A 13,648-nucleotide genomic window follows, 5' to 3' on the forward strand; every position below is an offset into this window, starting at 1 on the left:
GCGAAGGGTTATCCCGCGGAGCGCGGTGATCGTTTTGCGAAGTCGCGTGCAACATCTTCCATGAAGGAGAATTCGACACCATCGTGGCTTTGCATGTGATCAAATAGCCGTTCTAGCATCAGCAAGTTCTGTGGTCGCCCAGAAACATCTGGATGGATGGTAATCGGGAATACCGCGTAATCCTTTTCCCGGTAGACCCAGTCAAATTGGTCTTTCCACAACTGTTCAACGTCACGGGGCGAGACGAATCCGTGGCTATTTGGGCTCGACTTGATGAACATCATGGGAGGAAGGTCATCCAAGTACCAGGACGCCGGAATCTCAATGAGATCGGTTTCTTCCCCACGCACCAATGGCTTCATCCAGTCTCTGGCTGAGGCGGCGTCGTAATCGATCTTCGTCCACGAATCACCCACACGTACGTAATACGGAGTGTGATCATCGTGCATCAGAGAATGGTCGTAAAGAAAACCACGTTCCAACAGGATCTCGTTAGTCACCTTTGAAAATTCCCACCACGGTGCGACATATCCAACTGGCTTCTTACCTGAACGGCGCTCGATGAGATCAGTGCAGTAGTCGAGAATCTCAGTTTCCTGAGTCCGGGTCATCGCAATCGGATTTTCGTGCGAATATCCGTGGACACCGATTTCATGCCCAGCGGCTACAACCTGCTCAAACTGCTCTGGAAAGGTTTCAATTGAGTGTCCTGGCCAAAACCAAGTCACTGGAATGTCGCGTCGTTGCGCCAGTTGAAGCAGGCGTGGGACGCCGACTTCTCCCGCGAACATGCCGCGTGAAATGTCGCCTGGCGAGTCTTCGCCACCGTAGGAGCCGAGCCATCCTCCTACTGCGTCAACATCGATACCGACAGATACATAGATCTTCTTGGACATTTTCTTTCCTTTCTTATTCAGCGATAGCTGCTGAATAGTTCCTTGAATTCGAAAACCGAAACTTCTTGAGTAATGAGGCAAGCCGCCAATATTCGCGCTTGGAACGGGCTAAGAACTCCAGCGCTTACTGCTCCTGCGGCAATCAAATCCACACCACCGCCATTGCCATAGATTGGAACCACTGGTCCAGATGGTGCCCTGCTAGCTAAAACAACTGGCACTCCCATGTCAGTCAGGTGCATGACCGCTTCAACATAACCAGGACCTGCGTTCCCAACGCCTGTACCCGCCAAGACGACTGCATTCGCGCCGCCACGTGCAGCTTTGATCAATTCACCAGAATCAGAACCGGGATAGGCGAAATGGACGTCAATTCGGACTGAACCAAAGCCATTGGCAGGTAAGGCCAAAGTCGAGCGTCGGTCAGGAGTAGCGACCATCTCCAGTTTGTTGTCATGGAACGTTGCCACCGTTGCTCCGCCTGAGAACGGCTGACTAGCTGTGGTGTGAGACTTTCGTACGCCTCTTGCCGACTGAACTACACCGTCAAAGCACACCAGCGCGCCCATACTGCTCACCCTTGGATCGGTTGCTGCCAAGATCGCCTGTCTGAGATTTCGCGGACCATCTGTATCCGCATGCTCTGCTGAACGCTGCGCACCAGTAAAAATAACTGCTTTAGAACCGTCGTTGACAAGCTCACTTAGAAACGCCGTTTCTTCCATGGTGTCAGTGCCATGAGTTACTACCACCGCGTTGATGTGCGGATCCTTGATCCGGTTCTGTATTTGATCGACGATCATCAAGATCTGACTCATGTCCAAGGCGTAGCTACCGGTTAGCAGGAGGTCCTCCGACGAGACTTCCAGGTCACCCTCTACGGATGTAACCCCAATGATGTCCGCGATGCCAACCGAAGCGACAGCCCCGGAAGTCGAATCGTCGAGATCATTTGAACGACTCGCACTTTCAGGCTTAGAGGCAATCGTCCCTCCGGTACCGATGATGTGAACTCTCGTCAATTCGTTTTCCCTCAATTTCTTTGCTTTGTCGACAACTACACAAACGATTGCCACAAACGTTTGTGTTGTGTCGTAGAACACCATAAGTGACGGGGCTTACTTGGCGCAAGGGAAAATTTTCATAAAGTAGACTGGCAACGCAATGACACAAAGACCAAAGTCGTCTTTGACCGCAGGAAAGGCGGTGAGCACGTGGCCAGACGAAGCGCAGTAACACTCAAGGAGTTAGCTCAGGCGCTAGAACTGAGCCCTTCGACGGTCTCCCGCGTACTCAATGATCCATCTGGTATCGACTCTCGCTGGGCTTCGCCCGAAACGAACCAAAAGATTTATGACCTCGCTACTGAACTGGGATACGTCAAGAATCAGTACGCCGCTTCATTAAGAACTGCTAAATCTCTCCTGATCGGCGTCGTGGTTCCAAGACTTCAGGACTACGTGCTCGCCACCATGTATGAAGGAATTGACGAAGCTGCACTCGAACACGGTTACGCCGCGGTCGTCGCAAATTCTCTAGACCAACCCGCCACCCACGACCTGCGTGTCCGTAAATTCTTGGATCGCAGAATCGACGGACTCATCCTTGGCGACACTCCATTTGATGGGGCGACGTTGAAGTCTCTAGATAAAGAAAAAGTACCATTTGTCCTGGTCAACCGCAGATCTCCAGGACATTTATCTGTCACGTGCAACGACCAAATGGGCGGGCGTCTCGTGGGTGAACACTTCGCGGAGTTTGGTTCAAAGAAAATTTTTCTACTCGCTGGTGATCATCGAATGTCCACGTCGATTGATCGCACAACAGGCTTCATCGAAGCTCTAGCAGAACAGGGAATTCATCTTCCTGTCAGCCACATCGCTTACGGTGGATTCGATACGTCTAGTGGCGAAAAAGCCACTCGTGATCTGCTCGATGCACACGGCATTCCGGAAGCAATATTCGCTGTCAACGATTTCGCCGCCATTGGCGCTTTAGGTGTTCTACGCGAGCGCGGTCTTAAGGTTCCGGAAGATGTGAAGGTAGTTGGATATAACGACACTCCCCTTGCCAGCGGAGTTGGCCTGACTTCCGTGCATTCGCCGATGCATGAGATTGGGCGCAGGGGGTTTGACCTACTTTTGAAGAACATTCAAGGCGAAGAATGCGAGAGCGTCCAGCTTGATACAAATCTCGTGATTCGTTCAACGTCGCGGTAACCTCTTTGGTCATTGACCTCAGTGGCACACTTTGCTGTCTGTCGCTGTTGGTCTACTACTGAAATTTTTGGATAACTTCAATCGCTCAGCCGGCATGTTAAATGATCAAATGACGCAAGGTGGGAACTGTACTTACTTGTTCAGTTCCCACCCTGCCGCGCCTTGCAACGCGTTCTTTGGCTCTCTTGGCTTAGTACGCGATACGGCGAACCAAGCGGTAAGTGAACGCTGCGGTTCCTAAAAGGGCTACAGCGACGACTGCCTTACGAATGCTCACCACTTTCCTCTCCTAGAACCGGGCGTTCCCGATATACATCCAGTCTCACGGTGATCTAAGTTCAAAACGTCGTCTTTTTGAACCCCCTTTGACTTATGCACTGGCAGTGCCTCGACTGATTTAGTTCTGCCACGGGCGAGGCCCGCCAGCATCAAGCATGATGGATAGTGCCTGCGGCATGATCTCAGCCCGGAAGAACGTGGATTCTCCGGCGTAGTCACCATCCAGCTGGCAGGCCACCGGCTGATCCGCTCGAATCTCAATGACCTGACCCTGCTGATGGCTCAGCGACTTCGCATCGGTGCCTAGGACAATTCCTCTAGCTATGGAGGCTAGTTCCCGAGCTCCGGTGGGCGAAGCGATCATGGCGTCGATCTTTCCATCTGTGGGGACGGCGGAAGGGATCAAGTTGATTCCACCCATCAATCGGCCGACATTGCCAATGAGGGTCATGATCGAAGAATGGTGTTGAATCGGCTGGTCATCGATGGTGAGAGTACATTCAAAAGGTGTGAGGCTGAACTGTTGTGCCGCAGCTACCACGTAGGCTACGGCTTTGATGGTCTTTTTCAACTCTGGATTGGTATTGCCCATAATCTTGGCATCAAAACCTAGACCACACATCACGGCGCAAACAGAGTTTCCTGCCTCAGTGGTGCAGCTGATCAAGTCAATGGGAACCGCTTCACCAGCAAGAGCGGTACGGATGGCTTCGCTCTCATCTAGTGAGGCTCCAAGGTTCCTGGCTAACAGGTTTCCGGTACCCGCCGGAATCGGTGCAACCGGGATTCCTTGATTGGCTAATTCCTGGCAGACCATTCGAACCGTGCCGTCGCCTCCGGCCACGATCACCACATCAACGTTGGCATCGATAGCCTGCTGAGACATCTTGCCCCCGGGGTTTTCACGTTCGGTTTCTAGCCACAAAGGCGGCTTCCACCCTGCAGCTTGTAACTCGTACTCCACACGTCGTCTGAACAGCGCAAAGTCCAATACCTTGGTGGGGTTGTAAATTACCGCAGCACGCTTGTCACTTTGTTCAACGGGTAGGCCCAGCCCGGCCCACCCTTGAAGTATCGGACCTACCCCAGTAACCACAAGGACGCCGCTGGCCCACGTGATTCCCAACAGGACTCCGCCAATGAGCTGGCTTGTTGTTTGGGTACGCATTATCCATTGATCGCCTAAGACCATGAGGATCAATAAGGTAGCAATAAGTCGCGAACGCAACGCTGAACTAGTTGTTAGTCGTTGTGCATGGCCCAGGGTCGCCAGCACCCAGGCAAGTACAGACACCGCCACCATATGGGCCGAGGGATAAGCGGAGATTTGATAGGTCAGCGAATCTTCAAAGGGCGAAGCTGGACGCGGCTGGTTGGTAATGAACTGAATCCCAGCGGTTATCGGAATAACGAAGGCTACTGCTCCCAGTGCTCCGGCCAACCGTCGTATCCGGCGTCGCAAGGTCCACAATGCCATCGCCAGAATGAAAGCAAATACCAGCGCCGGATGAGTCAGCAGCGCAAACGCTTCGGCAATCTGTCCTGCAAAGCTGCGCGCATTGATCCACGGCGCCAGCGTCAGTTCATCAAGATCTTCTAATCCCCAGACTGTAGAGAGCAGAGTCCATCCAGTGAACAAGAAGATGAACTTCATGAAGAATCGGCCCTGCGCCAGTGACGCCAAATCAAAACGACCGAGAGGTTTCAAGATTCGCGTCATACCTTGATTCTCACTGTGTCAGGGCAAACAGTCAATTGACCAAAACCCGGCGCTTACATGGCTTTATCCCAGACGAATCTCATCAATACCGTCAAGATCCCACTGCCCGTCATCCCATTTCAAATTTTTGGCCAGTGGCAATTGATGAGAGGCACTTTCAATAATGTGCATCAGGTATCCCCCGGTATTTGGGAACGCCACGATGTCGCCCTTGGCTACGCCTTGCGGGAATTCAAAGCGGCGGCGCAAGATGAGTTCTTCTTCAATGCAATAAGCACCTACGAGGAAGCCGCTGTACGGTGCGAGCTGTCTTGAATGTCTACCCGCCGTCTTGACCAGCAGTGGGTCAACTAGGAAATCTGCAGCCGTTGAACGGCACTGGGTGCGATTCATATGGAGACCCACAAGGCTTACGCCATCACTGCGTTCCTTGGTGAAGGCCACCTGGGACAGCGTGAGCCCACAGCCATCGAGCAGTGAGCGCCCCGGTTCACACCTCAGCTGAATCCCGCGTTCATTGAGCATCTCGGCTACGCTTTGAGATCCATCGGCTCCCTTGGTAGTCAGGATCTGTTCTAGCCACGGACCACGAATCAACTGCTGGTGATACGGATATAGGGCCTTGCTGGCCTGCGGGCCCGTGGCACCAAGCCGATCAGCTTTCCAGGTCAAAGATTCGTCCCCCTCGGGCAGCTCGGCGAGCGCCTCCCAGAATCCTCTCCACTGGATTGAATCATCAAGATAAGACATGGGAATACCGCCGCCCATATCTACAAACTTCACCGAATGACCTTGCTGACGCAGCGCATCAACTAAGTCCAGTGACTCCTGCAGCACTGCTGCGCGCTGCCCACCGTCGTAGCCGTTGAGGTGGAAGTGCACACCGATGACTTCGAGCGCCTTTTGATTGGTGACGCCACCCAAAAACTCCAGCCAACGCTCTGCGCTCAGTCCGAATCTGGTGGGTGGGATCTGCGGATCAGCAGAAGCCAGTCGCAGGGCAACCCGGGCTGGAGTGTTCGTAGCGTTAGCGATCTGAAGTAGATCATCTACTTCATCTTCATTATCTAGACTCAGCACCACATTGTTCTGGACTGCCAGCTCAAGTAGGGCTTGGGACTTCACCGCAGCGGTGACAATCAATGAATCGGAGCTGATTCCACGCTTCAGACACTGATCTAATTCGTGGAAGCTTGCTACATCCACTCCGCAGCCTTCGGCAAAAGCCTTGTCGATAGCACCAAGGGTCTTATTGGCCTTGCGCGCTAGATAGATTTGGAAGTCAACCTCATATTCAGCCGCTGCCTCACGTAGCTCGGTGATGTTCCGTGCCATCGATGAGAAGTTGTGAACGTTTAGTGGTGACCCATACTTGGTGAGTAGTTCTTGGCAGAGTTTAGGATTCTCAACAAGTTCTGTCATCCATGGTTCCAGACGGGCCGTCAGAGGTAGGGTTCCGTGCATCAGCGGTGGCATCAATAAGCTACTTTCTGGCTTTGAACGGTCACTTGCGTTGCAATGCGCTTGACCCATTCTCGGTACTCGGTATGCAAAGTTCGGTTCAAGGTGTCATGACCCAAGGTAGGGTCCTCCGTCGGACGCCCCAGAGCGCTCAACGACTCATTGCGTTGGCCCTGTGAATCGATGCAGGTTCCGTCAGTGTCGGTGAGCAGTCCGCGCTCGCCGGACCTGATCATGATTTCTCCTGCCGCCAACAGGCCATCAATGAGCGAGTTCGCTGGTTTGCCGTGAGGAGCTGCGGCGGTGAGCACGCCCGGCGCGGCAGTCACAGAGTCTATTTCAACGGTGTCTGTTCTTTGATCTTCGCCTTGATCAGTACTAGCTGTACTTGCTACGGATTGTTGGAGGCGCAGGATCCCCGCGTCGTGCAGGGCTAGCAGTTTTTGTGCTGTGGGCTCTGGTGGGCCAAAGGCCATACGTTCAAGGTTGCTTGCTGCTAGGTTAAATTCTCCTCGCTCGGTGTGGCTCCAGTTATATCTAGAGAGCGCACGGACCAGTTCTGAATATAGCTTTGACCAAGTTACCGCCCACACCCATTCATGGGTTCCGCTTACTAGTCCACGGTTAGCTTCCAGGCTATAGCGTAATTGTTCAAAAGGTCGCTCATGTTCTGAGAATTGTGCGGATCTACCGGTACATACGGTGTCCCAGAGTGATTCCTTGGTGGCCGGTACGCCGCTGAAATCAGCGATGTGCTTCGCGCAGTCCAGCAGGATGCTCCACATTTTCCTAGTATAAGGCGTTGAAGAGCCCGCCCAGGCACGCAGTTGAGTTTGGTAAATGCCCAGAACGCTGTGCAGGTCTTCGCCAATGTCTCTTGGCTTTGGCGTCATCGCAATACCCTTGCGCGAAACCATCGTGATCAGCGCTGGCTCGTTTCCGCTGGGCAGATATCGCAGCGCACCCCCGGCATCATCGGCAACAGGTTCCCAACGGCCACCGCGCCCTTCGGTCAAGACCATGACCACGTCATAGGCTGTCAGTGCGGCACCGCGAATCTTGACCGTACTTCCAGCTGGTACTTGCGCGATGGCTTCAGGGGCTTGTTCCACGCTCAGCGCTGCTGCGGGAATTGTTGAAACCGGTTGCTCTTCATTCTTGTAGCCTGCCAACCCGTGGCCGGTAGCAAGGACAACTTCATCATAGAGTTCAGCACCAGAAGTCGTTGATACTGCCCACTGTTCGCCTTGCCGTTGAACCCGCTGAACCACCAGCGGTCGATGGGATACCGATAGCTCACCGTGTTTGGTCAACAGTTCAAATTGCTCGCTGAGGTATGCGCCGACCTCGGCCCGTGGTGCAAAGACGTCTTGGATTTTATCCGAAGCATGCGGCTGCCTGTATTGATCAAACGTCTTTTCGCACAGACTAGAAGACGCGTCGATTATGCGCGAGTTGACGTTCAGCCTCAGTTCTTTGGGCTGCGTGGTATTCCATACCCGTCCGGCTCCCGGCGGGTAGGGGTCATAAACATCAACCTGAACAGTTTGGCCTTCGTTGTCGCTGAGCACATCGTTGAGTTCCAACAGAGCAAACAGACACTTTGGGCCGCCACCGACCATCGCTATGCGGATCATCGTTCAGCGCCAACTTCTAACTCAGACAAGTTCGCAGACTGAGGTGACTCACCAAGAGTTTTTTGCACCCATTCATCGTTGTAAACGGTGTGTAGATAGGGAACCCCGGAATCGTGCACCAAGAAGGCAACCCGTGAGCCTTGGGGAATGCCTGGGAGCATTTTCCCCATGGCCGCGACAATTGCTCCGGTAGAGGCTCCGGCAAGGATGCCTTCCCGTTTGGCCAGTAGTCGGCAGCCACGAACCATCTCAATTTCAGGGATACGGAAAACTTCGTCGGGCTGCACTTCTAGGGACAGATCAGGGACGATTCCTGCGCCCAGACCGGGCAGGCGCCGTTCTGCCGATTGGCCACCAAAGAGCACTGAGCCAAGTGCATCCACCGCAATCAGTTTTGTTTTGAGCTGATGTTCTCGCACGTACTTTTGGCATCCGAGAATCGTGCCCGTGGTACTGGTGGCGACAAAGAGCATATCTAGATCTCCTCCCATCGCCTCCATAATTTCTGGCATGGTCGTAGAGTAGTGAGCCTCAGGGTTGCGTGCGGATCCATACTGGTTGGTGGTCACCGCACCAGGGTTTTCGGACAGCAGTTGGGCGACCCGTTTGCGGCGCGCGGCTAGCCTGTTGCCATCGGGTGGATCCATGACAAGATCTACGGTTGCTCCGTAGGCGCGCATGATGTCTAGAGCTGATTTGTTGGCGTTTTCATCAACCACGGCAACAAAGTTGATATCTCGCACGATGCATTGCCGGGCCAGTGAGATCCCCAAGTTACCTGAGGTTGATTCCACCACCATTCCGCCAGGCTTGAGTTCACCTGTTTCTAAGAACGCAGTGATCAGAGATTCAGCAGTGCGTTCCTTGGTGCTGCCAGAAAGTTGCAGTGAATCCAGCTTGGCGAAAAGCTCGATTTCACTTGAATCGAATAGCCTCTCAAGTTTCACAATCGGTGAATTGAAGGGTGTTAAAGCACCGGTAACTTCCATAGTCACTACTCACATTCTTACGACGCAGAACACTGCTGACGGTCATTTCCAGGTCAGTAGCTATGAGCTTGACTCGTCCCGTTTTTCGCAAGTCTATGTGTAGAAGTGAAGCGATGGCTACCGGTGCCGCGGATTCAGATGTAAGCCCCAGACGGTGCACTCTTGCCGCTCAGCTGACGTTCTGAGATTCCTCCCTTACCAGGTGCTCAGACGGTGCAGTGTGGCCCTGATCTCGGTTTTTCCGTGACAGAGCCAGGTAGAGCAGGAAGCTGACAAAGAAGCATGGAACCGTGGCGCCAATTGGGCTGGGGAACATGTAGGTCAGCAGGTAGGCGACAACCGCACCTGCCACCCACACGCCAACGGCAATCGGGTTCACTCCGTTGCGGTACCAGTAGGCACCACCGCTGTGGCGCAGGATGTCACGCGTGTAGCGCGAACGCTTAAGCAGGTAGTAGTCCACAATCATGATGGCGAAGACCGGAACGAAGAATGCACCGATGAGTGTCAAGAAATCAGTGAACTGATCCAGTAGTGCTAGCCAGGTAGCTCCGAGGATAGATACTGCGCCAACTACCAAAGCTGTGGCCAAGAACGGCAACTTACGTTCGGGACGGGAGTTGACCACCGAGGTGATCATTCCGTAGACGGCCATTGTATTGGTAGCCATTACTGACAAGAAGATGGCGATAGCCAGTGGGGCACCAAAGGCTGCAACAAGAATTGTTGGGTCAAACTCTGTTGCTTGGCCACCGGAGAGGATGACGTACCCAATAGCAGTGGCGCCAAGGATCATGGCCAAGACGGTAGAAAGCGTATAGCCAATGCCTGAACCGACAATGCTGGCACGAGTATTGCGAGCCATACGGTTGATATCCGCCGAAAGCACGGTCCATGAAATCGCCGTGGCAATCACGATATCCAGAACGATGAACGGTGTGTATCCAAGGGAGGCATCAACCGGAATCGCAGCAAACTCTTCAGGATTATATTTGCCGAAGGCCATGGCAAAGACGTAGGCCATGATGGCCAAGATCAAGACAGCAAGCCAGGGTTCAACTTTCGAAATTCCTTCATGCCCAAACAGTGCCAGAGTCACGACAAAGACTTGGCAGATCACGGAGAATAGGACGGGATTGCTGAACCCGGTCAGCGAATCAACGAGGTAGTTGACGGTGACGCCTGCCAGCATGGCCTGCACCCAGCTCCAGCCCATCAGCACGATGACATTGGCTGCCACCGGCAGCAAGCTACCGCGAGCACCAAAGGCACCGCGTGTGATGGCCATGGTGGGCAGCCCGGTACGAGTGCCGATGTTTCCTACCAGGACCAAGATGACGGCACCGATTAGCGTGCCGACAACAATCATCACCAGTGCAAGTGAGAAGTTCAGTCCGGGCACAAAGAATGTGCCGGTCAAGAGCGTGGTCACCACGAGGTTGGCTGCTAGCCAGATCATGCCAATACGCCCGGTGCCCAGCTGTCCGCGAATCGGGCCGGAGCTTTCGGCGCCGGCTTCTAGCTTCTGTTCAAATTTGCGGTAGAGATTCATGCGGTCTCACCGGTGGCTTCAGTTGCCGCTTGCTCCGGCACGGTTGAAAGGTGCTCGTGGATTGCAATGAGTGAACCGTCTGCTTCGAGGCGGAAAACGATAGTTTCACGTTCTACGTAAGAGTCAATGGTGTAGTTCTCTGGATCATTTCCACTGCGCGTTTGTGTTGCCACGCTGTGGCTGAAGACTGCACCGCCAGCGAAAACATGAACGAGTTGGTCAGTGGACTGGCAACCGGTAACCTGCCATCCATCAGCTAGCCAGCTGCCCCAAAGCTTTTCGTAGCTAGCGCGATCATCTAAGCGGGATGCTTCGGGATGAAAAATGAAGGATGCGTCTGGCGCGAAGTGTGAGAAGTATTCTTCAGTGTTTGTCGTGCCAAATGCTTCTACGATCTTGGCGGCGGCGGCCAGTACGTCGCTTTCGGTAGGTGCAACTGTGCTCAACGGTTCTCCCAAGGCTGAGGTCCGGATTCGGACGCTTCTAGGTAGGCATATGGCGTGAGGTGGATTACCTATATGCATTTTTTGTTTACCCTAGGTGATCAATTGGTGCCGGTCAATGAATTTCGCTCATATGACAGGTGCCCTATTACCCCGAAGTTACGGTCATTCCGGACACTAAATATGGGCTTTGCACTTTTAGTGCAGTATGATGCACTCATGGAGATTAACGCCGAACGGCTTGCGCAAACCATCGGTACGCGAGTAAAAAACGAACGCAAAAAGCACGAATGGACGCTGGATCAGCTCGCTGAGCATGCCGGGGTCAGCCGCCGCATGCTCATCAACGTTGAGCAAGGAACAGCCAACCCCAGCGTCAGCATTCTGCTTAAGCTTTCTGATGCGCTGGGACTAGGACTGCCCGCCTTGGTCGAACCACCGGAAGCACGCCACTCTAATGTGACGCGGGCAGGCGAAGGCGCCGTCTTGTGGAACGGTGAGAATGGCGGCCGAGGAATTCTGGTGGCTGGCACCCAAGCCCCTGAAGTACTTGAGCTATGGGACTGGAATTTAGCTCCCGGCGAGCGCCACGAGAGCGAAGCCCACGCTGCAGGAACCCGCGAACTTCTGCACCTCCTTAAAGGCTCTATCACCGTAGTAGTTGATGGTGAATCCCATGAGCTCAAAGCCGGTGATGCCATGTCCTTTGACGGGGACACCATCCACTCTTACTCAAATATTCACAAGACCACCGCCACATTCAGCCTGTGCGTATTCGAACCAGGTGTGGGCCACACACATAAGACGGAGAACAGCAATGACGAATAGGCTGACCCCCACCGAATTCCTCTACGGCTGCTCTATTGACCCGTCAGTCCTAGAACTACGCCCGGACTACCGCGCACTGTTGCTGGTGGTTGAAGGTATCGACCCACGGGCGAATTCTGAGATTGCTCATGAATTGATCAACAAGGCAGAAGCCCACGCTAATGAGCTGCTGGCCGCGACCCCAGTGGACCAGTTGCCACAGATCAGCGCCTGGCGCGAGGCCTACCGCGGTTTTGGTGCCAAGCCTCAGCGCACCCGCAATAGCCTCGAAGCACTCACTCGTCGCGCGGGTGCAGGGTTACCGCGTGTGAATGCATTGACTGATATTTACAACGCCATTTCTGTACTACATCAAATTCCGCTTGGTGGTGAAGACTTTGATCTCTACGACGGACCGGCCACGCTCACCCGTGCTACCGGGGATGAATCCTTTGATACGACCGCTGGCGGCGAAGTGGTGCTTGAAAACCCTGAAACAGGCGAAGTGATTTGGCGAGATAACACCGGGGTGACCTGCCGCCGCTGGAACTGGCGCCAAGGTAAGCGCACCGCGCTGTCCCAAGACACCACTAATGCTTTCTTCATCTTGGATGCTTTGGCACCCATGAGCGATGAAGAGCTGGAGGCGACCGGCGAAGCCTTGAGCCAAGCCTTGGAGTCTTTGGGCACCGCAGTACAAGTTTCCAAGCGGATGGTAGGTGCCCAGTGAGCCCTCGCTCAACACTGAACGGTCTGCCGCCGTGGACCTTGGCAGTTACCGCGATGCTGGCAGTCCAGCTATCCAACGCCACGTCCGTCTTTGTCATCGGGCAGGTTGGCGCCGGCGGCACAGCATGGCTACGTATGTGCTTTGGTGTTGTTTTCCTTTGGATCATCGCGCGCCCAAAGTTCCGCTCTATTCGCAAGCAAGACATCCCAGCGCTGATCGGGCTAGGCGTGGTCACCGGTTTTATGACCGCGTTGTTCCTCGAAGCCGTTGACCGCATCCCTCTGGGCACTGCCGTATCCATCGAGTTCCTCGGTCCGCTCACTGTTGCGGGGATCATGAGCAAAAACCGCAAGGCGTTGATATGGCCAATTTTGGCCGTTCTAGGCGTTGTACTGCTCACCGAACCGTGGCACGGGAAAATCGACGGCGTAGGTGTGCTGTTCGCATTGGGTGCCGGAACCTGTTGGGGTTTGTACAACATACTCACTCAACACGTTGGTGATCGTTTCTCGGGAATCAGCGGCTTGTCGCTGACCATTCCCGTGGCTGCCATCGCAACGATGCCGGTGGGTTTGCCACAAGTTATCAGCCACGATTTTGCGTGGTGGACTCTGCCCGCTGCCGCAGGCATTGCCCTCATCACCCCGGTCATCGCCTTTGGACTGGAGATGCTGGCCCTGAAACGAATGACGCACACCGCTTTTGGTACATTGCTTTCCATCGAACCGGCCTTTGGAATTCTTATCGGATTGCTCGTTTTGGCCCAGACTCCAAGCTGGCTCCAGGCCCTTGGCATCATTATCGTGATCGCTGCCGGAGCCGGGGCACAGCGAGGGGGCCGGCGTAAGAGTCAGGATCTTGCGTTCACTGATTTACCCTTAGAAACTCAAAAATAGTTGGTACCACGCCTTTAAT

Annotated in this window: 12 protein-coding genes; 4 read left to right on the forward strand and 8 right to left on the reverse strand. The window is 54.1% G+C overall.

Going from position 1 to position 13,648, the window contains the following annotated elements; genetic code table 11:
* Nucleotides 1–8: 8 nt before the first annotated feature.
* Both D3791_RS06770 and D3791_RS06775 read right to left on the reverse strand, forming a co-directional pair.
* On the reverse strand, nt 9–896 hold the full coding sequence (locus D3791_RS06770; RefSeq protein WP_058255786.1) for a polysaccharide deacetylase family protein: 888 nt from the start codon (nt 894–896) through the stop codon (nt 9–11).
* Between the two features lie 17 nt (nt 897–913).
* Nucleotides 914–2,002 (reverse strand): asparaginase, encoded by a 1,089-nt coding sequence (locus D3791_RS06775; protein ID WP_246242402.1) that lies wholly within the window; start codon nt 2,000–2,002, stop codon nt 914–916.
* A 108-nt stretch (nt 2,003–2,110) separates the two neighbouring features.
* Here D3791_RS06775 and D3791_RS06780 point away from each other — a divergent pair, with 108 nt between their 5' ends.
* Nucleotides 2,111–3,115 carry a LacI family DNA-binding transcriptional regulator gene (locus D3791_RS06780; RefSeq protein WP_058255787.1) on the forward strand — a complete coding sequence of 335 codons (1,005 nt, stop codon included), beginning with the start codon at nt 2,111–2,113 and terminating at the stop codon, nt 3,113–3,115.
* A 397-nt stretch (nt 3,116–3,512) separates the two neighbouring features.
* Here D3791_RS06780 and D3791_RS06785 read toward each other — a convergent pair whose 3' ends face one another.
* From D3791_RS06785 to D3791_RS06810, 6 genes are all read right to left on the reverse strand, one after another.
* Complete coding sequence (locus tag D3791_RS06785; RefSeq protein WP_172511700.1) at nt 3,513–5,114, reverse strand: bifunctional phosphatase PAP2/diacylglycerol kinase family protein; 1,602 nt, start codon at nt 5,112–5,114, stop codon at nt 3,513–3,515.
* Between the two features lie 63 nt (nt 5,115–5,177).
* Nucleotides 5,178–6,536: an alanine racemase gene (locus tag D3791_RS06790; protein ID WP_172511701.1), complete on the reverse strand. Its 1,359-nt coding sequence runs from the start codon at nt 6,534–6,536 to the stop codon at nt 5,178–5,180.
* A gap of 53 nt (nt 6,537–6,589) precedes the next feature.
* Nucleotides 6,590–8,212, reverse strand: a complete 1,623-nt coding sequence (locus D3791_RS06795; protein ID WP_172511702.1) for an FAD/NAD(P)-binding protein — start codon at nt 8,210–8,212, stop codon at nt 6,590–6,592.
* A complete protein-coding gene (locus tag D3791_RS06800; RefSeq protein ID WP_246242547.1) occupies nt 8,209–9,201 on the reverse strand; it encodes a pyridoxal-phosphate dependent enzyme in 993 nt (330 codons plus the stop codon). Before D3791_RS06800 ends, D3791_RS06795 begins: the two co-directional genes overlap by 4 nt.
* A 169-nt stretch (nt 9,202–9,370) precedes the next feature.
* Nucleotides 9,371–10,753, reverse strand: coding sequence for a purine-cytosine permease family protein (locus D3791_RS06805; protein ID WP_172511704.1), 1,383 nt, complete (start codon nt 10,751–10,753; stop codon nt 9,371–9,373).
* Complete coding sequence (locus D3791_RS06810; RefSeq protein WP_246242404.1) at nt 10,750–11,199, reverse strand: YybH family protein; 450 nt, start codon at nt 11,197–11,199, stop codon at nt 10,750–10,752. Before D3791_RS06810 ends, D3791_RS06805 begins: the two co-directional genes overlap by 4 nt.
* 72 nt (nt 11,200–11,271) lie before the next feature.
* Between D3791_RS06810 and D3791_RS06815 the strand changes: the two genes are divergently transcribed.
* Genes D3791_RS06815 through D3791_RS06825 form a run of 3 tightly spaced genes read left to right on the forward strand, consistent with a single transcriptional unit; the run spans nt 11,272 to nt 13,629 of the window.
* Nucleotides 11,272–12,024: a helix-turn-helix domain-containing protein gene (locus D3791_RS06815; RefSeq protein ID WP_343034529.1), complete on the forward strand. Its 753-nt coding sequence runs from the start codon at nt 11,272–11,274 to the stop codon at nt 12,022–12,024.
* Nucleotides 12,014–12,733, forward strand: coding sequence for a B3/B4 domain-containing protein (locus D3791_RS06820; protein ID WP_172511706.1), 720 nt, complete (start codon nt 12,014–12,016; stop codon nt 12,731–12,733). The genes D3791_RS06815 and D3791_RS06820 overlap by 11 nt, the downstream gene beginning before the upstream one ends.
* The gene (locus D3791_RS06825; RefSeq protein WP_343034530.1) at nt 12,730–13,629 is read left to right on the forward strand and encodes an EamA family transporter; all 900 of its coding nucleotides are present in this window, start codon (nt 12,730–12,732) and stop codon (nt 13,627–13,629) included. Before D3791_RS06820 ends, D3791_RS06825 begins: the two co-directional genes overlap by 4 nt.
* Nucleotides 13,630–13,648 lie beyond the last annotated feature (19 nt).

This window comes from Glutamicibacter mishrai (assembly GCF_012221945.1).
Taxonomy (GTDB): Bacteria; Actinomycetota; Actinomycetes; order Actinomycetales; family Micrococcaceae; genus Glutamicibacter; species Glutamicibacter mishrai.

What these genes read in the sequence shown, in the direction of transcription:
- D3791_RS06770 (WP_058255786.1), bottom strand. Translation starts at nt 896, where the DNA reads ATGTCCAAGAAGATCTATGTATCTGTCGGTATCGATGTTGACGCAGTA.
- D3791_RS06775 (WP_246242402.1), bottom strand. Translation starts at nt 2,002, where the DNA reads ATGGTGTTCTACGACACAACACAAACGTTTGTGGCAATCGTTTGTGTA.
- D3791_RS06785 (WP_172511700.1), bottom strand. Translation starts at nt 5,114, where the DNA reads ATGACGCGAATCTTGAAACCTCTCGGTCGTTTTGATTTGGCGTCACTG.
- D3791_RS06790 (WP_172511701.1), bottom strand. Translation starts at nt 6,536, where the DNA reads ATGACAGAACTTGTTGAGAATCCTAAACTCTGCCAAGAACTACTCACC.
- D3791_RS06795 (WP_172511702.1), bottom strand. Translation starts at nt 8,212, where the DNA reads ATGATCCGCATAGCGATGGTCGGTGGCGGCCCAAAGTGTCTGTTTGCT.
- D3791_RS06800 (WP_246242547.1), bottom strand. Translation starts at nt 9,201, where the DNA reads ATGGAAGTTACCGGTGCTTTAACACCCTTCAATTCACCGATTGTGAAA.
- D3791_RS06805 (WP_172511704.1), bottom strand. Translation starts at nt 10,753, where the DNA reads ATGAATCTCTACCGCAAATTTGAACAGAAGCTAGAAGCCGGCGCCGAA.
- D3791_RS06815 (WP_343034529.1), top strand. Translation starts at nt 11,272, where the DNA reads ATGCATTTTTTGTTTACCCTAGGTGATCAATTGGTGCCGGTCAATGAA.
- D3791_RS06820 (WP_172511706.1), top strand. Translation starts at nt 12,014, where the DNA reads ATGACGAATAGGCTGACCCCCACCGAATTCCTCTACGGCTGCTCTATT.